Source organism: Hyphomicrobiales bacterium (genome assembly GCA_039973685.1).
Lineage (GTDB): Bacteria > Pseudomonadota > Alphaproteobacteria > Rhizobiales > JACESI01 > JACESI01.
Map to the genome: position 1 here is coordinate 84,828 of JBDWKL010000046.1, position 20,276 is coordinate 105,103.

Below are 20,276 nucleotides of genomic sequence, written 5' to 3' on the forward strand. Positions count from 1 at the left end.
ATCAAGGACGCTTTATGTAACGGAGTCTGTGGAAAACTCAAGGGCGTATTGGCGTTTATACCAAAATGCCTCGCCCAGTATCACGATTGGGTCGCTTGGCGGCTTTTCCAGCTTCCTGCTCAGCTTCTTTGGCAATGCGGCGTTTGAGTTTTTCAACCGCCACATTGGTCATTTCTGCTTGAGAAGCTGATTCTGGCGCGATGATTGAAACTTCAATGCCAGTTTCGGGGTCAATGGCCATAACTTTGACCTGTCCACCAATGGAAAGGAACTCGAGATAGAATGTTGCTTCACTCATCACGCACCCCTCAATTTAATTCCCCTACACGCTTAAAGCGTTGTGTGGATAGCCTTAGCGCAGGGCGATTGGGCCTAGCCCATCACGGTTATAAACATCATCACGGAAATGAACCACACCATCTGGTGAGCCCCAAGCCGTGACATAAGTTAGATAAAGCGGCACTGCCTTCTTCATGTTGGCATCAATTCGCTCACCACCTTTGATCGTCTGATCGATGTTTGAACGTGCCCAACCATTGGTATCTTTAAGGAGCCATTGAACAAACTCACGCACATTTTGAACGCGAACACAGCCTGAAGAATGGAAACGCACCTCTTTACCAAACAGGTTTTTATTCGGTGTATCATGGAGATAAACAGCATGTGGATTGCTAAAATTAATCCGCATTTGACCCAATGAATTCTTTTCACCTGGATCCTGGCGGAAACGATAATTGACCGCCTCTTCCGTTTTCCAGTTAACTTGCGCTGGTGGAATTTCAGAACCGTTTGGCGCAAAAATACGAATTGAGTGCTTTGTTAGGTAATCAGGCTCTTTCTGCATTACCGGTATCAAATCCTTGCGGATGATACTTTCTGGCACTGTCCAATATGGATTGAAATTTACCTGATGAATTTTGCTGTTCAAAATTGGAGTTTGTCTGTCGATCTTGCCAACAACAGCTGTGTGGCGTGAATGGATACGGCCATCACTTACTGTCTCAATGACAGCTGCTGGTACATTGACCATCACATAGCGATTGCCAAGATAGCCGGAAAGCGAACGCAGGCGCACAAGGTTTGTTTCAAGCTGACGGAAACGCACCTCAGCAGGCACATTAAGCGCTGCCAATGTAATTTGACCAATCACCCCATCAACAGCCATGCCGTGACGAGCCTGAAAGTTTTTAACCGCCGCTTCGACGTATGAATCAAACACGGTGGAATTAACGAGACCACCATCAAGGTCTTTTGAAATTGCTAAACGGCGGCGAAGCGCACGAATGCTTTCATCACGCGCACCAAGTCTAAGCTTCTTTGCTGCAGGAACTGTATTCCATCCACCGTTGTTCACGATAGCTGAATATTCACGAAGCGAAGTCTCGATATCAACAACTGAGGTTGGCGACAATGTTGGCTGAAAATTTCTAACCTTTTTCGCAGGCGATAAAGCATCAAACCCGTCACTCCATTCTGCTAAGTTTTCACTCTGCAAGAAAGTCGAAATCGGATCTGTTTCAGCTGCTACGCCATTTACGCCAGCTGCCATTGAAGAAACAGCTGCTGCACTACCGGCAAGAAAGCCTCTACGTGAAAGTTTGTCGCTCAAAGGAACGCTCCTAGAATAAGTTCAACCCACATTTATCAGCACCACAAAAAAGACCATTTTGTGATAGGCTTGCCAATATCATATCACAATGATTGAAACAATTACTTAACCATCAAAACAGCCCTGTAATATTTAAAAATATGGCCCTGTTTTTCAATCACTTACATCTGAGTAAGCACCTGCGATGACAACACCAATGCTAACATTCCTAATTACTGGCTTCGCATTTTTTTGCTTTTGGCTGATTCAGGTCAAAACGAAAGATGCCGGAGTGGTGGATATCTATTGGGGTCCGGGGTTTGCTGTTATTGCCTTTTTATATGTTGCCCTCCACCCAAACATGACAGCATGGAATTGGATTATCGCAATCATAACAACAGTCTGGGCGTTTCGTCTTGGCCTTCACATGGGCTTGCGACATCACAAATCTGAAGCTGAAGATCGGCGTTATGCATTGATGCGAAGTAACAATGGAACTTCGTTTTTGTGGTCGAGCCTCTACAAAGTATTCCTGCTGCAAGCTGTGCTGATGTGGATTATCGCCAGCCCACAACACGCGGCCTTTTTAATCACAGAAAATTCAAGCCAACCAATCATTTTATCGCTGTTTTTGTTCGGTTTAGGTCTGTTTGTTACCGGTTTCACGCTGGAAACCGTCGCAGATTACCAACTTTCCAAATTTAAATCTGATTCGCTAAACGCTCGAAAAACCATGAACCAAGGCCTTTGGGCATGGTCACGGCATCCAAATTATTTTGGTGAAATGGTTTTATGGTGGGGTTTTGGGTTTTGCGGATTTGCAGTCAGCAGCGCTTGGTGGGCTTTTGTTGGGCCCGCGATTCTAACATTTTTATTGTTGCGCGTTTCTGGCGTTACTCTTTTGGAAAAGCATTTATTGCCCGAGAAAGAAGGTTATGAGGCCTATGTAAAAAGCACCAGCGCCCTTATTCCCTTACCTCCTAAACGATAGACACAAAAAAACCCCGCAAATTGCGGGGTTTCTTAATTGGAATATTGTGTCGCTTAGAGGCGATACAAAATCTGGTCTGTCCAAAAACGCTCAAGACGCAAAAGCGACTTATTGAGGTTTTCAAATTCATCAGCGCCAATACCACCAACTTTTTCAATCGATGTTGTGTGACGCTCATAAAGGTCAGTCACGATGTTTGCGACTTCTGTGCCTTTTTCAGTCAAACTAACGCGAACCGAACGACGGTCCATCGCAGAACGCTGATGAGAAATGTAACCCGCTTCAACAAGCTTCTTAAGGTTATAAGAAACGTTTGAACCTAGATAATAACCACGAGTACGCAATTCGCCTGCTGTAAGCTCAGCATCGCCAATGTTAAACAGCAACAAAGCTTGTACACTGTTTACATCAGAGCGACCGTTACGCTCGAATTCGTCTTTAATAACATCCAACAAACGACGGTGTAGACGCTCTACTAGGCGAAGTGCCTCCAAATAATAAGGACGGATGGCCTCTGAGTCGTCTTGTCTTTCTTGGACTTCTGCTGCACCAATCATGCTGCTCATTGTTTTACGCCTTTTTCCTGTTCGGTGTTCTTTTTTTTGTCACCTTCTGAAGAGGAATGTACGCGATAGCGAATAAAATCAGCTTAATTCAAATAGTTAATATAACTTAAACGCGATGAAAGCATTTTTATATTAAACAAAATATAAACGCCTCTTACCTGAGGTAAGTAGTATTTTGGGGCGTTGCTTTAAAGTAGTTTGAGCTTAAAGATAGTAAGCCGCTGGTTTAGTAGCGCTGCTCTCTTCTTTTAACGAGGTATCTAATCAAGAGTGCTACGCAATAAAATACGGCCAAGACAAACAATGCGCTTGCAAAAGAGTAATTCAAAACATTGAGCGGTATATAAAAGAAATGGCTGAGGAGAAGCCCGCAGCCTAACATTCCCCATAATATCACGCCCCAACTCATTCCAAGCCAAAGCCCGACTGAAACCGTGGGTGTTAGCACTGAGAGCAACACCAATATATAGGCCTCATAGTTATTGCGATCGAACAGTTTAGAAATATCTTCACCGTGAACGCCCAACACCAACGACCAAAAATAGACTGCAATCCCCAACATAAGCAGGCCTATAGCGCGCAAGAAGACTCCAAAAATTACTTTATCAATAGAGCCTTTGCTGCGTGTTTCTTGCTCCGTCAATGCTGCTCGGTCGGTGCCACCCACCATTGGTCTAAATTCCCTGCTCTATGCTCGCGGCATATTTTTCGTTTAAGTAAGTCTACCAGTATGGTTATAAGGGTATTGGTTTACACAACAAACAAGTCAAGCCAAAACACCGTACCAAACCATTACACCGAGAAGAGTTTTGAACACTTTTCAACTTAATAGATGAAAATATCAATATGACTGAGCAACCAAACCGCCAAAAAACTGATGTAAACGCCATCACGAACCACCATCGCATGCGACGAAACCGCAAATCTGATTGGTCGCGTCGTATGGTTAGTGAAAACCAGCTCAGCGCCAATGATTTCATCTGGCCGTTGTTTATAACCGATGGAACGGGCGAGAGCACCCCTATTCCCTCTATGCCTGATATCTATCGGCATACCGTTGACCACGTGGTGAAAGAAGCCGAACGCGCGGCCAATCTTGGTATTCCAGTCATTGCGCTATTCCCAAACACTGATCCCGCCATTCGCGATAGTGAGGGTAGTGAAGCTCTAAACGAGAATAATCTGGTCAACCGCGCCTGTCGTGCAATTAAAGCAGAAGGCATTCCCGTTGGTCTCATGACAGATGCAGCGCTCGACCCTTATACAAGCCACGGCCATGACGGGGTGATGAGCGGCGAAAAAATCTTGAATGACGAGACGGTTTACATCCTATGCCAGCAAGCAATCATGCAGGCTGCCGCTGGTGCCGACATCATTTCACCGTCCGATATGATGGATGGTCGCGTTGGCGCAATCCGTCTTGCTTTGGATGAGCATGGTTATGAGGATGTGCAGATTATGTCTTATGCGGCAAAATATGCATCGGCCTTTTATGGCCCGTTCCGCGATGCGATCGGCACCAAAGCCACCTTAATCGGCGACAAACGCACCTATCAAATGGATCCAGCAAACAGCGACGAAGCTTTGCGCGAGGTTCAACACGATATTGAAGAAGGTGCGGATATGTTCATGGTGAAACCTGGAATGCCTTACCTCGACATCATTCGCCGCGTGAAAGACACGTTCGAAGTGCCAACCTACGGCTATCAAGTGTCCGGTGAATATTCGATGATTATGGCGGCCGTACAAAATGGCTGGCTTGATTATGAGCGCACTATGCTTGAAAGCCTGATTGCCTTTAAACGGGCGGGTGCAAACGGCATGTTGACCTATTTCGCACCAAAAGCTGCGGAAATCCTCAACAAAGACGGCTAAATCGAGTGGAATTCTTGCAGTTTAGTCAATCAACTCCCACATTGGTTATGTCGCATACCGCGAAAACAACAGGGAGCATTACGTGAGCACGCAGGAAATATTGCCAAAGGAAGATGCATTCGATTACCCCAACAACGGCGCTTTGTTTGAGGGGGTCTTGTCCCGTCGCCTCATGGCCTTTGTGATTGATTTCATCATTCTGTCAGTGATCATCGGTCTCACCACTTTTGCTTTGTTCGTTGTTGGCATTCCAACGTTCGGTCTTTTATGGCTGGCAATTCCCGCAATTATCGGCCCGCTCTCCATCGCCATTGTTATTGGTTATGTTGCTTTCACCACTGGCGGCGACAAAGCTGCAACACCTGGCATGAGTGCCCTTGGTTTAGAAGTTCGCATGATGGACGGACGCAAGCTCTATGCGCTTATGGCCATTTTCCATGGGTTGGCGTTTTATTTCTTCGCAACAATTCTCACCCCCTTTATTGTTCTCGTCGGCCTTTTCACGTCCCGACGTCGCCTACTTCATGATTTCGTATCTGGCGCTGTGGTCGTAAACAAAGACGCTATTCCAGAGCATTTGAAGTAAGTTTCAATAATTCGTGACGATATTTAACCGCCTGCATTGAATTTGAAAAAAAGCGTGATACCCTTATGGACAAGAGCGATAATGCTCTCGAAAGGCAGTGTCACGCTGTGTCTCATCACCCTAAAGACGTTCCGCAGTTTTATCTGACCGCTCCATCGCCCTGCCCTTACTTGAAGGACAAGATGGAACGAAAGGTGTTTACCCACCTCATTGGAGATAATGCCGCCGAGGTAAACAACATGCTTACCCAAGGGGGTTTCCGCCGTTCGCAGAATATTGCTTATCGCCCTGCGTGTGAGACATGTCGTTCTTGTATGTCTATTCGGGTGCTTGCAGGCGGATTTAACGAAACCAAGTCAATGCGGCGTGTCGCCCGCAAAAACGCTGACCTTATTGGCCTTGAAGTCCCAGCGGCCCCAACCTCAGAACAATATTCGCTGTTTCGCTCCTATCTTGATGACCGACATCAAGAAGGCGGTATGGCCGATATGTCGGTCCTCGACTATTCCATGATGGTTGAAGATAGCCACGTAGACACGATGCTCATCGAATATCGCAGACGCTCCCCAGACAGTGCCTTTACAGGCCGCGGAGAAGGTGAATTGATTGCGGTCGCCCTTACAGACATTTTAGAAGATGGGCTTTCGATGGTTTATTCTTTCTTTGATACCAACCAAGACCATCGCAGCCTTGGCACTTTTATGATCCTCGATCACATTAAGCGTGCCCGCCGCCATGGACTGCCCTATCTCTATTTAGGCTATTGGGTCGAAGGCTCTCGGAAAATGGACTACAAAGTCCGCTTTGATCCACATGAAGTCCTAACAAGCCGAGGCTGGGAAAGACACCAGCTCGATCGCAGCACGAGCTAACGGGAATGTCTAAGGGGGCTGTGCTTACAGATCATCGCAAAGGGCTTGCGATAGCAGGAATTGGTGGCGTGCTGCTTGCCATCGACATTCCTTTAATTCGGCTTGCTGAAACCGACCCCTGGACAACCCTCACCATTCGCGGGCCAATTATGTTTTTGACCCTCTTCACTGTTTATATGGTGTTGAAGCGGATGAACCTGACTGTCGCCAAGTTTTATGAGGGCAATGACACGCTGATCCTCGGCATCATGCACGCGATAGCGACGGTTGGCTTCGTGGTCGCAATCTACCACACGACAACCGCCAATTTGGTGTTTATCACTGCATTCAGCTCCTTAATCGCGATTGTGTTTTCAACCATTGTCTTGGGAGAGCGGCACCCACTGCTAACTTGGATAACAATTCTGGTTGCGCTTTCAGGCATCGCTATAATCACCATAGATGATTTCATCACCACCCAAGGGACAAATACCTTTGGCAATATGATGGCCCTTATGTGCGCGACGATGCTGGCAAGTGAGGTGATATTCATTAGGCGCAGCGGAAAGAACCTCGTCTTTGCCCCCGCTCTCGCAGGTCTCTTTGCGGCAGCATTCTCTCTGCCGCTAGCCATAGGCTACGGCATGACGCTTGATCGGCCTGAATACCTGATCATCAACTCAATACTTGTCTCGCCCATCGCAATGGCCTTCATGTCACTCGCGCCGCGCTTCATTCCGGCACCGGAAGTCGCCATGTTCTATTTATTAGAAACGGTGCTGGCGCCCATCTTAGTCTGGGTCATCTTCCTTGAACGCCCCACAACAAACACACTGATTGGCGGACTGATTATCATCAGCGCAATGGGGTTCCACAGCTATATGCGGGTCCGGAAGGGGCGCATTAGAAATAAGATTGTGCGGGTATAAGCGACAATAACTCCATTAGTTACGGCCGTCACATCCACTTATGCGTCCGAAATATCGCCCTTAAACAGCCCTGTGCCAAACTTGTTGGTTTTTGGGAAGCCGATTGGTGGCATTCTGCCTGCTTGGGCGCGTTCGCCGATCCATTCGGTCAGCTCAACCATTGATCGATCATAACGACGGCCCGCGCTGTCTACCCATGATAGAGCGCCATCAGCTGGGAAGGTGCGAATGTCGGCGATGCCGCCATCTTTGTATTTTTGGATACGCACACCCTGCCCACGGCCCATTTCAGGCATTTGGTCGAGTGGGAAGATCAAGAGTTTACGGTTCTTACCGATAACGGCTACATGATCACCAAAGACTGGCACGCAGAGATAAGCTTCATCCGTGCCTTTAACATTGAGCACCTGTTTGCCTTTACGCGTATTAGCAATCACGTCTTTTTCCGGCACCACAAAGCCACGGCCAACATTGGAGGTCACCAAGAGTTTGCGCTCTGGGTTATGGATAAAGACGCTGACGATGTCTTGGTCGTTCTCCATATCCACCATAATGCGCAACGGCTCGCCGTGTCCGCGTCCGCCCGGTAGTTTGTCTGCGCCGAGCGTGTAGAATTTACCCGATGTCGCAAATACCAGCACTTTGTCGGTCGTCTCTGCATGAATGGCAGAGCGCAGCTTATCGCCGTCTTTAAACTGGAGCTTATCCGTTGAGGCCATATGCCCTTTGATAGCGCGGATCCAGCCTTTTTCAGACACAACAATGGTAACAGGCTCTTTCTCGATCATGGCATTTTGGATTTCTGCCAGATCAATCTCGGCGGCCTCACCAAATGTCGTGCGGCGGCGACCAAGTTCTGTGTCTTGTCCGAAAGTCTTTCTCACTTCGCGGATTTCTTCAGAAATCTTCTTCCATTGCAGCTCATCAGAAGCAAGCAGCGCTGTTATGCCTTCTTTCTCGGCACTTAGTTCGTCATGCTCTTTGCGAATGACCATCTCTTCAAGCTTGGCGAGAGAACGGAGCCGCATATTGAGGATGGCTTCGGCTTGCACTTCAGTGAGACTGAAGGTCGAAATCAGCGACACCTTTGGTTCATCCTCGTAACGAACGATGCGGATCACTTCATCAATATTGAGAAACGCGATCAAATAGCCATCGAGCACTTCAAGGCGGTGGTTGATTTTATCCAAGCGATGGTTGGAACGGCGCACAAGCACTTCTTTGCGGTGTTCTAGCCATTCACGCAGTACATCTTTGATGCCCAACACATTAGGCACAGTGCCGCGAGACAGTACGTTCATGTTGAGTGAAACACGGTTTTCAAGATCAGTGAGCTTGAAGAGCGATTCCATCAACAAGTCTGGATCAACCGTTCTACTCTTTGGCTCCAACACAAGGCGGATGTCTTCAGCCGACTCGTCCCGCACATCACCAAGCAATGGCAAGCGGCGCGCAATGAGCAATTCGGCAATTTTCTCAACAAGGCGAGATTTTTGGACCTGATACGGAATTTCGGTGACAACGATGACATAGCCACCCCGCCCCGTATCTTCCTTCTCCCAACGCGCCCGCACGCGGAAACCGCCACGGCCTGTGGAATAAGCTTCAACAATCGACGCGCGGTCTTCAACGCAGATGCCGCCAGTTGGGAAATCTGGACCCGGTACAAAATCAACCAGCTTCTCAATGCCCGCGTTCGGGAATTTGATCAGGTGCAGCGATGCATCACAGAGCTCAGCCACATTATGCGGAGGAATGTTGGTTGCCATACCAACGGCGATGCCGCTGGAGCCATTGGCCAATAGGTTGGGGAAATTAGCAGGAAGAACGATTGGCTCTTCGTCTTCACCGTCATAGGTCTCACGAAAATCAACAGCGTCTTCGGAAATTCCTTCCATCAACAGCCGTGCGACTTCAGTCATGCGGGCTTCCGTGTAACGCATGGCGGCTGCATTATCGCCGTCGACGTTACCGAAATTGCCTTGTCCGTCGATCAACGGATAGCGCACCGCAAAATCTTGCGCCAAACGCACCAGCGCATCATAGACCGATTGGTCCCCGTGCGGGTGGAATTTACCGATCACATCACCGACCACACGAGCAGACTTTTTAAAGCCCTGCCCTGGATCAAGCTTCAACACGCGCATGGCATGGAGAATGCGCCTGTGCACTGGTTTCAGGCCATCACGCACATCTGGCAAAGCCCGATGCATAATGGTCGAAAGCGCATAAGCGAGGTAGCGCTCTTCAAGCGCAGATTTCAGATTGATCGGCTCAATGCCGTTTTCATCACCGGAACCCGGCGGTATAACTGTGTTTCCCATCTGTTCTGGTTAAAACAAACAGTTGATTCGCTCAAGCAATAGCCGCACGCTTTCCTATAAAATCGACGGTTTTGTTGTGCCTTGTGTGCGCTTAATCGTTTTTATGATCTCACGCTCAAAAACTTCACGAGAAATCGGCGGTTCAATCCCGCGAGGCTCATAAATATGGCGGGAGAGAAAGAATTGAGTTAGCTCAAAAGCTGGTGTCACTTCTTCAACGCTAATTGACGGCGCCATGCTGGACAAAAACGCAGGCAAGACCAGCATTTTATCATGATAAGGAAGCCCTGCCCGTCGGCTCACAGCCCGTCCACTTTTGGGCGAGACGTAGACCAGCTCTTGCGTCGCACCTGTTGCAGCACACACGCTAAGATCAAGGCCAAAACCCAGCTCTTCAAGAACCGCCATTTCAAAACGCACGAGAAGTGCCGCACTTAGTTCGGCACTATCGAGGTTTTCAATCAAAATTTCGGCAGCTTCTGCAAGGCCTGCGTGTGGGTCGCGCTCAGGCAAGAGCCGCAACAGCGAGGCGATTGTTTGCACCCCTTGCAACCCCATCGCGCTTTCCATCAATTGTGCGGCGCGAAGCTTCAACGGATCCACTGTGAACACGCCCAAATGATCTTCCAACCGAGCACGCCATGTTACCGTGACTTTATTGCCCGCTTGCAAGGTCGGCTGCATGGTGCGCGAGCGCCCGCCACGGACCAGCCCAAGGTGGCGGCCATGTTCTGCCGTCATCACCTCAAGGATCACGCTGGTCTCGCCATGTTTGCGGCTACCTAGAATTAGAGCGTCTTCTTTCCATTCCATTCAATATTCATAGGTTGCCAAGGGCAAATAAGAAAGAGACACTAAGACTGATCACCAGAAAGGATCACGAATAAAGGTCACTGAAAAAGACATCGGCAACAGAGGAGATTTCTAATGGCAATTCCTACTGGACGACATGCAGGCACCCTATTCACCGCTGTTACAGTGGCTTGCTCACTGTTTCTAAGCACAAACACAGCTTTCAGCCAGACAGAGCGCCTTACCCCGCGCAGTACGTGTCAGGCGGTGGCTCATAACCAATCGGGCGGCATTAGGCGGGCGAGCAGCTCTATTGATCTAACAGCCCAAAGCAAGCTTGGGATCGGTGAAGTCAGCATTAGTTATGTGGCGCATTCAACTTTCAGAATTGAAGATGCAACAGGCCTCACCATTGCGACAGATTATTCTGGCACTGCTGGCCCCAATGTCATTCCAGATGTGGTGACGATGAACCATGCCCACATCACCCATTTCACTCCCTTTCCCGACAAACGCATTACCCATGTTTTGCCCGGTTGGCAGCAAAACGGAAAACCAGCGCAGTACAATATCCAAATTGATGAAACCATCATCCGCAATGTCACAACAGACATCAGTTCTTTTTCTGGCCATCATGAAAAGAACGGCAATTCGATTTTTATTTTCGAGATGGGTGGCCTGTGCATTGGGCACCTTGGCCACCTGCACCACCTTTTAACCGATGAGCATTACGCCGAGATTGGTCGCCTCGATGTTTTGATGGTGCCCGTTGATGGTGGCGTGACAATGAATTTTGAAGATATGGCAAAAGTCGTAAAGCGGTTGAATGCCAGCGTTGTCTTACCGATGCACGCTTTTAGTTCGTTTTCATTGAATGATTTCCTGCAACAAATGGGTAAAGGCTTCCCCATTGAGCACCGCGCGGGCAGCGAGCTTATTGTGTCACTCAATACATTGCCGACGGCGCCCACCCTCATTTCGTTACAGCCAGAAGGATTTGTTCGGTATTATGACGAATAAAAAAGCCAGCAAACTCAAAGAGTATGCTGGCAGGTTATATCGGATACAGGACGTCCCAATATACAGGTTATTACTTCTTACGCTTACCACGCTTAGAACGCTTACCGTCATTCGTTGACGAAGCGCCCTTCGCTTTCTTTCTTGATTTAGAACTGGAAGTGCCATTGCTCTCAAACAGATCTGTTGACTGGCCAAGGAAGCTGCCACCTCTTGCGTTAGCTCTTTCAGTCGTAACGCTACCAATTGCTGCCAATAAAGCCGCCATCATCAGAAATTTTGTCATTGCTACCCCGTCTTTCATTTAAGTTGCTCATCACCCCACGGCTATTCACTTAGCCAATGAGCCTTGAAGTGTTTTATTTATCGTCAGCTGACACATCTTCATCAATGTTGATGCCATCAAATGTAGAAGCAGCTTCAACGTATGTGGTCTGATAATCATTCTCGAAAGTGATTTTGTCTTGAGCGATGAAACGCACACCAAATCCGCGATCTCTCGCTTCACTATGACCTGCCAAAAACGGCACAGTGGATGCAACGACGAGTATTCCTAATAATGCTTTTGTCATAATACCCTCTTTCAGTTTGCCGGTCGTCTTGATGACCTCTGGTTAATTATTGTTCTTGTCTATTTTAGCCGATCATCAAAACCAGAAGCGATGTGGTGCTTGGTTTTGTTGGTTAGCGGTTTGTTACTGAATCTGAAATAGGTACTCGCCTGATCAATAGCCATAGGGCCATCGGTCACCTTGAATCACAAAAACGAGTATTGGACGTGAATGCTTGGGCGGGGCGAAGCGTTAGTCTGTGAAGTCTAGGCCCATTTCCCGATACCGTTCGGGATCATCAAGCCATTTTTCACGTACTTTGACGAACAAGAATAAGTGGATTTTCTGTTCCAGCATTTCTTGTAGCTCTTTGCGAGCGGATTGAGACACAGCTTTCACGGTCTGGCCGCCCTTGCCGAGCAAAATCTTTTTATGGCTGTCACGTTGAACGAATACGGTCTGTTCAACCCGAACATCACCGCCCTTAAGCTCTTTCCAGCTTTCCGTCTCCACCGTCAAAGAATAAGGCAGTTCTTGATGGAGGCGCTCAAAGAGCTTTTCTCGGGTAATTTCAGCTGCAAGCTGGCGCATCGGCAAATCAGACATTTGATCTTCAGGATAAAGCCAAGGACCAACAGCCATCTCTTTTGCCAAATAATCAAGCAAGTCTTCACAGCCATCCCCTTTGGCGGCTGAAATCATAAAGGTTTGCTGAAACTCAACTTCTGCTGAGATTTTCTCAACAAGGGCAAGCAAGCTCTCGCGCTTTACCATATCAATTTTATTGAGGAGCAAGATCACTTTTTGCTTGCGATCCTTGAGGTTTGCCAAAATGCGTTCTTCATCTTCACGCACACCCTTTTGGGCGTCGATCAAGAGCGCAACGACATCACTATCACCAGCCCCATCCCACGCTTTGTTGACCATGGCACGGTCTAGACGGCGTTTGGGTTGAAACAGGCCCGGCGTATCAACAAAGATAATCTGCGTTTTCTCATGCGCCATAATGCCCCGCACAAGCGCACGGGTTGTTTGGACCTTATGAGAAACGATCGACACTTTGCCGCCGACTAAACGGTTTAAAAGGGTAGACTTACCGGCATTGGGCGCGCCAATTAGCGCCACAAAACCACATTTGGTATCAAGCTCATTCGTCATGAAAATCGTCTTCCCATATTCCTTCGCGCAAAAGGAAGTTTGATGCGGCTTTTTGTTGGGCTTCGCGCTTTGATGCCCCTTTGCCTCGTGCATTCTTTTTGCCCTTAACATCTACTTCAATGACAAATGTTAAGGCATGATCTGGCCCTGAACGGGAAATTTCTATGTAACTTGGCGTCTCAAGTTTTCTGCCATGCGCCCATTCTTGGAGTGACGTTTTAGGGTCACGCAGTGGCTTTGACCAACTCATCATTCGAGCGTGCCAGTTATCTGTTATGAGCTTACGTGCAGCATCTATCCCACCATCATAATAGACGGCAGCGAGCACTGATTCACACACATCGCCCAAAATGGCATCGCGTTCATGGCCGCCACCACGGCGTTCAGCCTCACTAACTAAGATATAATCAGAAGCGTTCCAGTCCCGCGCTACGTCTGCACATGTTTCTTTGCGTACCAACCCTGTCAATCGACGGGCCAACTCGCCCTCTTCCGCTTCAGGAAAGGATTCATAGAGAAGATCGGCAATGACTAAAGCAAGAACGCGATCGCCCATAAACTCTAACCGTTGATAAGACAGTGATGCATCATCCCCGCCACCGGGCAACGAAGAACGGTGAGTTAAAGCGCGGATGAGAAATTCAACGTCGTTGAAACGGTAATCCAGCGTATTTTGCAGCGCTGTCAGATCAGGTTTTTCCGCATCACTGGCTGTCATTTATCGATTAGCTTTCAAGCCATTAAACAACCGATCAAACCGCACACTTGTCGGCCATTTCCAAATTTCCCAAGCATGGGTTCCCTGATCAATAGAGAAGAAAAGGAATTCTGCTCGACCAACGAAATTTTCAATTGGCACAAAACCAACATTGCTAAAACGGCTATCTTGCGAATTATCGCGGTTATCGCCCATCATGAAGTACTTGCCTTCAGGGACTTTAAATTCTTGCGTGTTGTCTGCATGACCGTTTGGAACAAGATCAAGCGTCAAGAACGTCTTCCCGTTCGGCAATGTTTCGCGATATTGATCAGCAAACTGGGCGCTGCCCTCTTCGTTGAAATCAGCGACCTTCTCACGTTTAACAGCAGTGCCATTAATGTGCAGCACGCCGTCTTTCATTTGAATTGTATCGCCAGGAAGACCAATCACGCGTTTTATGTAATCAGTCGATGTATCAGTCGGCAGACGGAAAACAGCAATATCACCACGTTCTGGCTTACCTTCAAAAATTCGGCCCGAAAACGGGATAAGGTCAAGCGGAACGGAATATTTTGAATAACCGTAGGAATATTTCGAGACAAACAAATAGTCCCCAACCAATAGTGTCCCCTTCATCGAACCCGATGGGATGCTAAAAGGCTGTACAATGAGCGTGCGCAGCACCAATGCCAACAACAAGGCTTGAACGATAACCTTGATAGTTTCGCCGATACCGCCTTCTTCTTTGATATTATCAGAATTTTCCATGATCGCTTCGTCGGTTAGATGCCCTCTTTGTGATTAAACACAAATAAGCACGGGAGACTCTATTTACATGGTGCTTTTAACGATGTTCGCCTGATCAGGCAACGCCTCAATAATAACGAAAGCCTGCGCCCACGGATGATCATCCGTTATGGTGAGATGTATTGAAGGAGTGTGGCCTTCTGGCATCATTGATTGAAGCCATTTTTGGGCCCCACCAGTCAGCAACATGGTTGGTTTACCAGAAGGTGCATTCACCACCCCCATATCGCGCCAGTAAACGCCATTACTCAAACCAGTGCCAAGCGCCTTAGAACAAGCTTCCTTGGCTGCAAAACGCTTTGCATATGAAGCTGCGCGTTCCGCTCGTTTGTCTGACTTTTTGCGTTCAACGTCTGTGAATACACGGTTGGTAAAGCGATCACCAAATCTGGCAAGGGTATCTTCTATCCGTGTGATACGGATCAAATCCGAACCCAGCCCGATGATCATGAGGATACCTCGTTATCTTTGACTGTACTTTTCACGCTCTTAACACCCGCACTCTTTAGCGCTTCGGAACGAGCCAATTCAGCCTCATATTCAGCGAGTAATTGGCTATCCAACCGTTTCGCCCAATTTGTCTTCGCTTTATCGGCCAACATTTTCAAACGCGACGTTTGATATATGCGAGCCATTTGGCGAACGATGAGATAAATCACGAACGCTACTGGAATACCAACAGGCAGTGATCCAACCGCCATCGCTTTGATGACAGGCCAAACCACGTCAAACGAATTCCAGATCATGTCGGCGCTTAGTTCTGGCACCTTAATTTCCGGCGCACCTTCGCGCGATGGGCCGTATAAAATCCAACGCCCTGCGGTCAAAACAGATCCCCAAATAAATGGGAACGTGATCGGGTTACCGAAGAATGTTCCAGTGGCAGCAGCAACATAGCTACCGCGCATAACGAAACAGATCGCAAAGGCGATGACGAAGTGAAAACCCAAAAACGGTGTAAACGATGCAAATGAACCTGCCGCAACACCCATCGCGATCACATGCGGCGAAGCTGTTAAGCGAAGAACCCGCAACATCAGGTACTTAATACTACGCCAAAGCGAACGCCGCGGCCAAAGGGCGACGCGCATTTTCTGACCAAAGGTCTCTTTATTTCGGCGTTTAAAAATCATGAATTCAAATATGTCGCAAAGTTCGTAATATTTACCTAAGGAGCCGCTTAAATTTACATTTCAGATCTAATTAATCTGTTTAACCTAGATAATTACCTTCACGCCCGTTTCAACCTATTGCAAGCCTCGGCTTCCAGGTTTTGTTGCAGGGATAGCAGCAAGTTCTGGAGGCAGTTTGTCAGCTTCGTAGGCTGGAACTTTATATTGCGTTAGTGAGATCAGCGGTTTACCGACATCCGCCTCACCAGCTGAGCGATCGATCAAACAGGCAACAGCAACGGTTTCAATGCCAACATCGGCAAGCGCCTTTATGCATTCACGAACAGATAGACCTGTTGTTACAATGTCTTCCACCACAACAACCTTCGCCCCTTTATCAAGCTCAAAGCCGCGACGCAGTGTAAAGATGCCGTCTTGGCGCTCAACATACATTGCTGGCACTTTCATGTGGCGTGAGGTCTCATAACCGGGAATAATACCGCCAACCGCAGGGCCGATCACCGCATCAACTTTTCCAAAGCCTGCATCAATGATCTTTTCAGCAAGCGCCTTACACAGGATTTCTGTCTGATCAGGGTATTGGAAAACTTTGGCTTTTTGCAAGAACACAGGACTTCTCAAACCAGAAGACAAAATGAAATGTCCCTCAAGGATAGCGCCAGCCTTGCGGAAAACTGCTAAAACTTCATCTTGTGTCATTATTGGTTCCTCTAAACTCTACTTATTTATTCTCGTCACTGTACTCACTACAGCACACCGTCGAATATCAGCCATCACGCCATTGAGCGCCTTTAGGTCTTGAACAAGTAAGTCGACCTCAATGTCTGTGAAATCAGCGGCCCCTTGCAACAACTCTAAGCGTTCAATGTTACAGCCGTGGTTTGCAATGATTTGGGCAATCTGTGCAAGCGCTCCAGGCTCATTGAGTACGCTGGCAACAATTCTTGCGGGGAAAAGTTGATCTGCCACACCTTCAGCATCCCATCTAACATCGAGCCAAAGGTCTGGAAGGTCATCAAACTGGCTGAGGGAAGCTGCATGAATGGGGTAGATCGTAACGCCGACGCCAGACTCTAATATCCCAACAATCCGGTCTCCAGGGACGGCTCCCCCATCAGGGGCATATTTAATCGACATATCAGACGCAAAACCGCGAACATTAATTTTGCCGTCTTTCGAGCGTTCTTGTTGCGAAATCCCAGGGACGCGGAATTTCAAGGCATTTGATCCAATGCCAAACCATCCCTCACCCGCGACGACACCGGTTACAGGCTGCTCGTCGGTATGCTTTGCTAGTTCGGGAAATAAGACATTGACCACTTCATTGTGAGACATCTCACTTCGCCCTATGCGCGACAAGAGCTCGTCAACCTCTCCAATGCCCAGCTTTTCTGCTGCCTCTAGTATCAAATCATCAGAATAGTCTTTTTCCAAAAGCTCCATTTGGCGCATCATCAACTGCTTACCTAGACTTGCATATTGACGGCGCACCTCTGCGCGCGTGGCACGTCTAATTGCTGCCCGCGCCTTACCTGTCACCACAAGGCTTTCCCATACCGCCAATGGTTTTTGGGCTGGAGAACGCAGAATTTCCACTTCATCGCCATTACTCAGCACAGTGACAAGCGGCATAATTCTGCCATTTATCTTTGTCCCGACACAGGTGTCGCCAATATCAGTATGGAGCGCATAAGCGAAATCAATTGAATTCGCTCCACGAGGCAAAGAAATCAAGCGACCTTTTGGCGTAAAACAAAAAACCTGATCTTGAAAAAGCTCAAGCTTGGTGTTTTCAAGGAAGTCTATCGACGTCTCTTCACTGCCTGAACTCGATCTTGCCAACAAATTTACGGTGTCTTGTAGCCATTGATAAGCGTAGCTATCATGTTGAAGCACCATTGATGGTGACGCGTTCTCATTTGAGCGGTCTTTATAAATCGAGTGGGCTGCCACACCATATTCTGCGATCTCATGCATTTCTTGCGTTCTAATTTGCAATTCCACCCGTTGGTGGCCTGGACCAACAAGCGTTGTATGGATGGAGCGGTAGTCATTTTGTTTTGGTGTTGAGATGAAATCCTTAAAGCGCCCTGGAACCGTCGACCATTTGGTATGTAAAATGCCGAGACATTGATAACAGGCGGCTATGTCGTCCACTAAAATCCGGAAACCATAAATATCAGACAGCTGCTCAAAGCCGACATCTTTGCGTTCCATTTTTTTGAAGATTGAATAGGGTTTCTTCTCGCGCCCACTTACAACAGCATCAATCCCCGCATCGGATAGAAGCTCGGATATTTCTTCAACGATGATTTCGATGTTTTGTATATTTGTGGAGTGGGATTCTTCTAGTCGTTTGCTGATCGCTTCAAAGGCGTCTTCGTTGATCACTTTAAAGGCGAGGTCTTCGAGTTCCTCACGCATTTCCCGCATACCCATGCGCCCTGCTAGAGGCGCGTAGATGTCTCGGGTTTCTTCAGCCACCCGTTTGCGCTTTTCTATCGGCACGTAATGAAGCGTGCGCATATTATGGAGCCGGTCAGCAAGCTTAACGATAAGCACGCGCACATCATCCGATATGGCAAGCAATAGCTTTCTAAGGTTTTCAGCCTGTGCTGCTTCTTTCGATACTAAATCGAGACGCTGAATTTTTGTCAGCCCTTCAACCAAGCCACCAATCTCATGCCCAAACAGTTCGTCGATCTCTGCGCGGGTAGCATCGGTATCTTCAATTGTGTCATGCAACAAAGCAACCGCTATGGTCGCGTCATCAAGCTTCATATCAGTCAGAATAGCGGCAACTTCTAGGGGATGGGAAAAATACGGGTCACCTGAGGCACGCTGTTGGTGCCCGTGCTTGGTCATACCATAGACGTAAGCCTTGTTTAGCAACGCTTCATTGGTATCCGGATTATACCGCGATACACGTTCTACAAGTTCGAACTGTCTTATCATTCCTCAAAAACTCTGTTTGCCGCACGCTGGGGGAATATTGCTTCACACGGGAGTACAAAACAAAAAACGCCGATTGAGACCAATCGACGTTTTCAATGTAGACCACCTTTACAGATGATCAAATAAAGATTTTGGACCAAACCTTAGTAATCGTCAGAACGATCTGGTGGAACGAGACCTTCGAGGCCACGTAGCAGCTCTTCTTCTGAAATTGCATCATAACTCACCTCTGGCTGATCGCTGTCATGCGCCATTGGCATCACATCAACCATAGGTTGCGGAGCTTCAACAACCGGCACAATATTCGCTTCAGGCTCATCAACCTCAACATGTTTTTGTAGAGAATGAATCAAGTCTTCTTTGAGATCTTCCGGCGAAATTGTTTCATCAGCAATCTCACGCAACGCAACAACAGGGTTTTTGTCGTTATCACGGTCAATTGTGATTTCAGCGCCAGTTGAAATATTGCGGGCGCGGTGTCCTGCGAGCAAAACAAGCTCAAAGCGATTAGGTACTTTATCGACACAGTCTTCTACGGTAACGCGAGCCATGACAAATCTCCAGAATTATACGGGGAACATATTTAAACGGACTTATACGCTGAAATATGAAAAAATCAAGGATTACAAAAGAAGAGTTTACTGCCTACTTAACAGCCATTCGATACACGCATCAGTTGCAAACGCATCACAAAATGTAACTATTTTAATAGTAAAAAAGTATCATATTTAGGCTTTTCACAGATCAATTGCGGATTTTTGTTGCTTTCTCAGAACTTCTCCCTTAACCGACCCAAATAAAGAAAAGAATGGCAAAAACGCCATCCCAAGCGGAGACACATTATGTTCGACCCACGTGAAAAAGTAGCGCTATTTATTGATGGTGCGAATCTTTACGCAACAGCACGTTCATTAGATTTCGAGATCGATTACCGTCGGCTATTGAGAGATTTCAAACAAAAAAGCTACTTGCTTCGTGCCTATTACTACACGGCTCTCGCAGACGACCAAGAATACTCATCCATCCGCCCATTAATTGATTGGCTTGATTACAACGGTTACCGCGTTGTTACAAAACCAACCAAAGAATTCACGGACTCACAAGGCCGTAGAAAAGTTAAAGGCAATATGGATATCGAGCTTGCTGTCGATATGTTTGAAGCTGCTGAACATGTAGATCACTTGGTTCTATTTTCAGGCGATGGTGATTTCCGCTCCCTCGTGCAAGCAATCCAACGCAAAGGCCGCAAGGTAAGTGTTGTTTCAACGCTGAGCGTGCAGCCTCCGATGATTTCTGACGACCTTCGTCGTCAAGCTGACAATTTCATTGACCTCAACACATTGCGCAACTCAATTGGACGCGATCCATCAGAACGCCCAGAACGCGAAATCGGCGGTGATCAAGAAGATGATTACCAAGATGATGTCGTTGCGGCTGAGTACTAGGTAGAAGT

The 20,276-nt window shown here is 47.6% G+C and carries 23 protein-coding genes; 7 read left to right on the top strand and 16 right to left on the bottom strand.

Annotated elements, in window-relative coordinates; genetic code table 11:
* Positions 1-55 precede the first annotated feature (55 nt).
* Both ABJO30_13160 and ABJO30_13165 read right to left on the bottom strand, forming a co-directional pair.
* Positions 56-298: a serine hydroxymethyltransferase gene (locus tag ABJO30_13160; GenBank protein MEP3233767.1), complete on the bottom strand. Its 243-nt coding sequence runs from the start codon at positions 296-298 to the stop codon at positions 56-58.
* Positions 299-352: 54 nt separating this feature from the next.
* Entirely contained in the window at positions 353-1,609 is a 1,257-nt protein-coding gene (locus ABJO30_13165) for a L,D-transpeptidase family protein (GenBank protein ID MEP3233768.1), read from the bottom strand.
* A gap of 196 nt (positions 1,610-1,805) precedes the next feature.
* Between ABJO30_13165 and ABJO30_13170 the strand changes: the two genes are divergently transcribed.
* On the top strand, positions 1,806-2,579 hold the full coding sequence (locus ABJO30_13170) for a DUF1295 domain-containing protein (GenBank protein MEP3233769.1): 774 nt from the start codon (positions 1,806-1,808) through the stop codon (positions 2,577-2,579).
* 53 nt (positions 2,580-2,632) lie between these two features.
* Here the strand turns inward: ABJO30_13170 and ABJO30_13175 are convergent, their stop codons facing one another.
* On the bottom strand, positions 2,633-3,136 hold the full coding sequence (locus ABJO30_13175; GenBank protein MEP3233770.1) for a MarR family winged helix-turn-helix transcriptional regulator: 504 nt from the start codon (positions 3,134-3,136) through the stop codon (positions 2,633-2,635).
* A 235-nt stretch (positions 3,137-3,371) separates the two neighbouring features.
* Positions 3,372-3,815 (bottom strand): DUF6163 family protein, encoded by a 444-nt coding sequence (locus ABJO30_13180; protein ID MEP3233771.1) that lies wholly within the window; start codon positions 3,813-3,815, stop codon positions 3,372-3,374.
* 176 nt (positions 3,816-3,991) lie between these two features.
* Here ABJO30_13180 and hemB point away from each other — a divergent pair, with 176 nt between their 5' ends.
* The 4 genes from hemB to ABJO30_13200 all read left to right on the top strand — a co-directional run bounded on the left by hemB (position 3,992) and on the right by ABJO30_13200 (position 7,386).
* Entirely contained in the window at positions 3,992-5,020 is a 1,029-nt protein-coding gene (hemB, locus tag ABJO30_13185; GenBank protein MEP3233772.1) for a porphobilinogen synthase, read from the top strand.
* An 82-nt stretch (positions 5,021-5,102) separates the two neighbouring features.
* Positions 5,103-5,606, top strand: a complete 504-nt coding sequence (locus ABJO30_13190) for an RDD family protein (GenBank protein ID MEP3233773.1) — start codon at positions 5,103-5,105, stop codon at positions 5,604-5,606.
* Positions 5,607-5,713: 107 nt separating this feature from the next.
* Positions 5,714-6,478, top strand: coding sequence for an arginyltransferase (locus ABJO30_13195; protein MEP3233774.1), 765 nt, complete (start codon positions 5,714-5,716; stop codon positions 6,476-6,478).
* A gap of 5 nt (positions 6,479-6,483) precedes the next feature.
* On the top strand, positions 6,484-7,386 hold the full coding sequence (locus tag ABJO30_13200; protein MEP3233775.1) for a DMT family transporter: 903 nt from the start codon (positions 6,484-6,486) through the stop codon (positions 7,384-7,386).
* Positions 7,387-7,424: 38 nt separating this feature from the next.
* Here the strand turns inward: ABJO30_13200 and parC are convergent, their stop codons facing one another.
* The gene (gene parC, locus ABJO30_13205; protein ID MEP3233776.1) at positions 7,425-9,710 is read right to left on the bottom strand and encodes a DNA topoisomerase IV subunit A; all 2,286 of its coding nucleotides are present in this window, start codon (positions 9,708-9,710) and stop codon (positions 7,425-7,427) included.
* 54 nt (positions 9,711-9,764) lie between these two features.
* Positions 9,765-10,523 (bottom strand): DNA repair protein RecO, encoded by a 759-nt coding sequence (recO, locus tag ABJO30_13210; protein MEP3233777.1) that lies wholly within the window; start codon positions 10,521-10,523, stop codon positions 9,765-9,767.
* Between the two features lie 114 nt (positions 10,524-10,637).
* On the opposite strand from recO, the gene ABJO30_13215 reads away from it, so the two are divergent.
* Positions 10,638-11,522 carry an MBL fold metallo-hydrolase gene (locus ABJO30_13215; GenBank protein MEP3233778.1) on the top strand — a complete coding sequence of 295 codons (885 nt, stop codon included), beginning with the start codon at positions 10,638-10,640 and terminating at the stop codon, positions 11,520-11,522.
* A gap of 70 nt (positions 11,523-11,592) precedes the next feature.
* Here ABJO30_13215 and ABJO30_13220 read toward each other — a convergent pair whose 3' ends face one another.
* The 10 genes from ABJO30_13220 to rpoZ form a co-directional block, all read right to left on the bottom strand.
* Positions 11,593-11,805 carry a hypothetical protein gene (locus tag ABJO30_13220; GenBank protein ID MEP3233779.1) on the bottom strand — a complete coding sequence of 71 codons (213 nt, stop codon included), beginning with the start codon at positions 11,803-11,805 and terminating at the stop codon, positions 11,593-11,595.
* 73 nt (positions 11,806-11,878) lie between these two features.
* Complete coding sequence (locus ABJO30_13225) at positions 11,879-12,091, bottom strand: hypothetical protein (GenBank protein ID MEP3233780.1); 213 nt, start codon at positions 12,089-12,091, stop codon at positions 11,879-11,881.
* A 231-nt stretch (positions 12,092-12,322) separates the two neighbouring features.
* Positions 12,323-13,228, bottom strand: a complete 906-nt coding sequence (era, locus tag ABJO30_13230) for a GTPase Era (protein ID MEP3233781.1) — start codon at positions 13,226-13,228, stop codon at positions 12,323-12,325.
* The gene (rnc, locus tag ABJO30_13235; protein ID MEP3233782.1) at positions 13,218-13,946 is read right to left on the bottom strand and encodes a ribonuclease III; all 729 of its coding nucleotides are present in this window, start codon (positions 13,944-13,946) and stop codon (positions 13,218-13,220) included. The genes era and rnc overlap by 11 nt, the downstream gene beginning before the upstream one ends.
* Entirely contained in the window at positions 13,947-14,696 is a 750-nt protein-coding gene (lepB, locus tag ABJO30_13240; GenBank protein ID MEP3233783.1) for a signal peptidase I, read from the bottom strand. It abuts the gene before it with no gap.
* 63 nt (positions 14,697-14,759) lie between these two features.
* Complete coding sequence (acpS, locus tag ABJO30_13245; GenBank protein ID MEP3233784.1) at positions 14,760-15,185, bottom strand: holo-ACP synthase; 426 nt, start codon at positions 15,183-15,185, stop codon at positions 14,760-14,762.
* Positions 15,182-15,826: a DUF2062 domain-containing protein gene (locus tag ABJO30_13250; GenBank protein ID MEP3233785.1), complete on the bottom strand. Its 645-nt coding sequence runs from the start codon at positions 15,824-15,826 to the stop codon at positions 15,182-15,184. The genes acpS and ABJO30_13250 overlap by 4 nt, the downstream gene beginning before the upstream one ends.
* Before the next feature lie 156 nt (positions 15,827-15,982).
* Positions 15,983-16,567 (bottom strand): orotate phosphoribosyltransferase, encoded by a 585-nt coding sequence (gene pyrE, locus ABJO30_13255; GenBank protein MEP3233786.1) that lies wholly within the window; start codon positions 16,565-16,567, stop codon positions 15,983-15,985.
* Positions 16,568-16,585: 18 nt separating this feature from the next.
* Entirely contained in the window at positions 16,586-18,823 is a 2,238-nt protein-coding gene (locus ABJO30_13260) for a bifunctional (p)ppGpp synthetase/guanosine-3',5'-bis(diphosphate) 3'-pyrophosphohydrolase (GenBank protein MEP3233787.1), read from the bottom strand.
* A 143-nt stretch (positions 18,824-18,966) separates the two neighbouring features.
* Positions 18,967-19,374, bottom strand: coding sequence for a DNA-directed RNA polymerase subunit omega (rpoZ, locus tag ABJO30_13265; GenBank protein ID MEP3233788.1), 408 nt, complete (start codon positions 19,372-19,374; stop codon positions 18,967-18,969).
* Positions 19,375-19,665: 291 nt separating this feature from the next.
* On the opposite strand from rpoZ, the gene ABJO30_13270 reads away from it, so the two are divergent.
* Complete coding sequence (locus ABJO30_13270; GenBank protein ID MEP3233789.1) at positions 19,666-20,268, top strand: NYN domain-containing protein; 603 nt, start codon at positions 19,666-19,668, stop codon at positions 20,266-20,268.
* Positions 20,269-20,276 lie beyond the last annotated feature (8 nt).

Excerpts from the sequence above, each read along its gene's own strand:
- ABJO30_13170 (MEP3233769.1), top strand. The coding sequence starts at position 1,806 with ATGCTAACATTCCTAATTACTGGCTTCGCATTTTTTTGCTTTTGGCTG.
- ABJO30_13260 (MEP3233787.1), bottom strand. The coding sequence starts at position 18,823 with ATGATAAGACAGTTCGAACTTGTAGAACGTGTATCGCGGTATAATCCG.
- ABJO30_13200 (MEP3233775.1), top strand. The coding sequence starts at position 6,484 with ATGTCTAAGGGGGCTGTGCTTACAGATCATCGCAAAGGGCTTGCGATA.
- era (MEP3233781.1), bottom strand. The coding sequence starts at position 13,228 with ATGACGAATGAGCTTGATACCAAATGTGGTTTTGTGGCGCTAATTGGC.
- ABJO30_13180 (MEP3233771.1), bottom strand. The coding sequence starts at position 3,815 with ATGGTGGGTGGCACCGACCGAGCAGCATTGACGGAGCAAGAAACACGC.
- parC (MEP3233776.1), bottom strand. The coding sequence starts at position 9,710 with ATGGGAAACACAGTTATACCGCCGGGTTCCGGTGATGAAAACGGCATT.
- ABJO30_13250 (MEP3233785.1), bottom strand. The coding sequence starts at position 15,826 with ATGCGCGTCGCCCTTTGGCCGCGGCGTTCGCTTTGGCGTAGTATTAAG.
- rpoZ (MEP3233788.1), bottom strand. The coding sequence starts at position 19,374 with ATGGCTCGCGTTACCGTAGAAGACTGTGTCGATAAAGTACCTAATCGC.
- ABJO30_13225 (MEP3233780.1), bottom strand. The coding sequence starts at position 12,091 with ATGACAAAAGCATTATTAGGAATACTCGTCGTTGCATCCACTGTGCCG.
- ABJO30_13220 (MEP3233779.1), bottom strand. The coding sequence starts at position 11,805 with ATGACAAAATTTCTGATGATGGCGGCTTTATTGGCAGCAATTGGTAGC.
- ABJO30_13160 (MEP3233767.1), bottom strand. The coding sequence starts at position 298 with ATGAGTGAAGCAACATTCTATCTCGAGTTCCTTTCCATTGGTGGACAG.
- lepB (MEP3233783.1), bottom strand. The coding sequence starts at position 14,696 with ATGGAAAATTCTGATAATATCAAAGAAGAAGGCGGTATCGGCGAAACT.
- ABJO30_13175 (MEP3233770.1), bottom strand. The coding sequence starts at position 3,136 with ATGATTGGTGCAGCAGAAGTCCAAGAAAGACAAGACGACTCAGAGGCC.
- hemB (MEP3233772.1), top strand. The coding sequence starts at position 3,992 with ATGACTGAGCAACCAAACCGCCAAAAAACTGATGTAAACGCCATCACG.
- rnc (MEP3233782.1), bottom strand. The coding sequence starts at position 13,946 with ATGACAGCCAGTGATGCGGAAAAACCTGATCTGACAGCGCTGCAAAAT.
- pyrE (MEP3233786.1), bottom strand. The coding sequence starts at position 16,567 with ATGACACAAGATGAAGTTTTAGCAGTTTTCCGCAAGGCTGGCGCTATC.
- ABJO30_13270 (MEP3233789.1), top strand. The coding sequence starts at position 19,666 with ATGTTCGACCCACGTGAAAAAGTAGCGCTATTTATTGATGGTGCGAAT.
- acpS (MEP3233784.1), bottom strand. The coding sequence starts at position 15,185 with ATGATCATCGGGCTGGGTTCGGATTTGATCCGTATCACACGGATAGAA.
- ABJO30_13215 (MEP3233778.1), top strand. The coding sequence starts at position 10,638 with ATGGCAATTCCTACTGGACGACATGCAGGCACCCTATTCACCGCTGTT.
- recO (MEP3233777.1), bottom strand. The coding sequence starts at position 10,523 with ATGGAATGGAAAGAAGACGCTCTAATTCTAGGTAGCCGCAAACATGGC.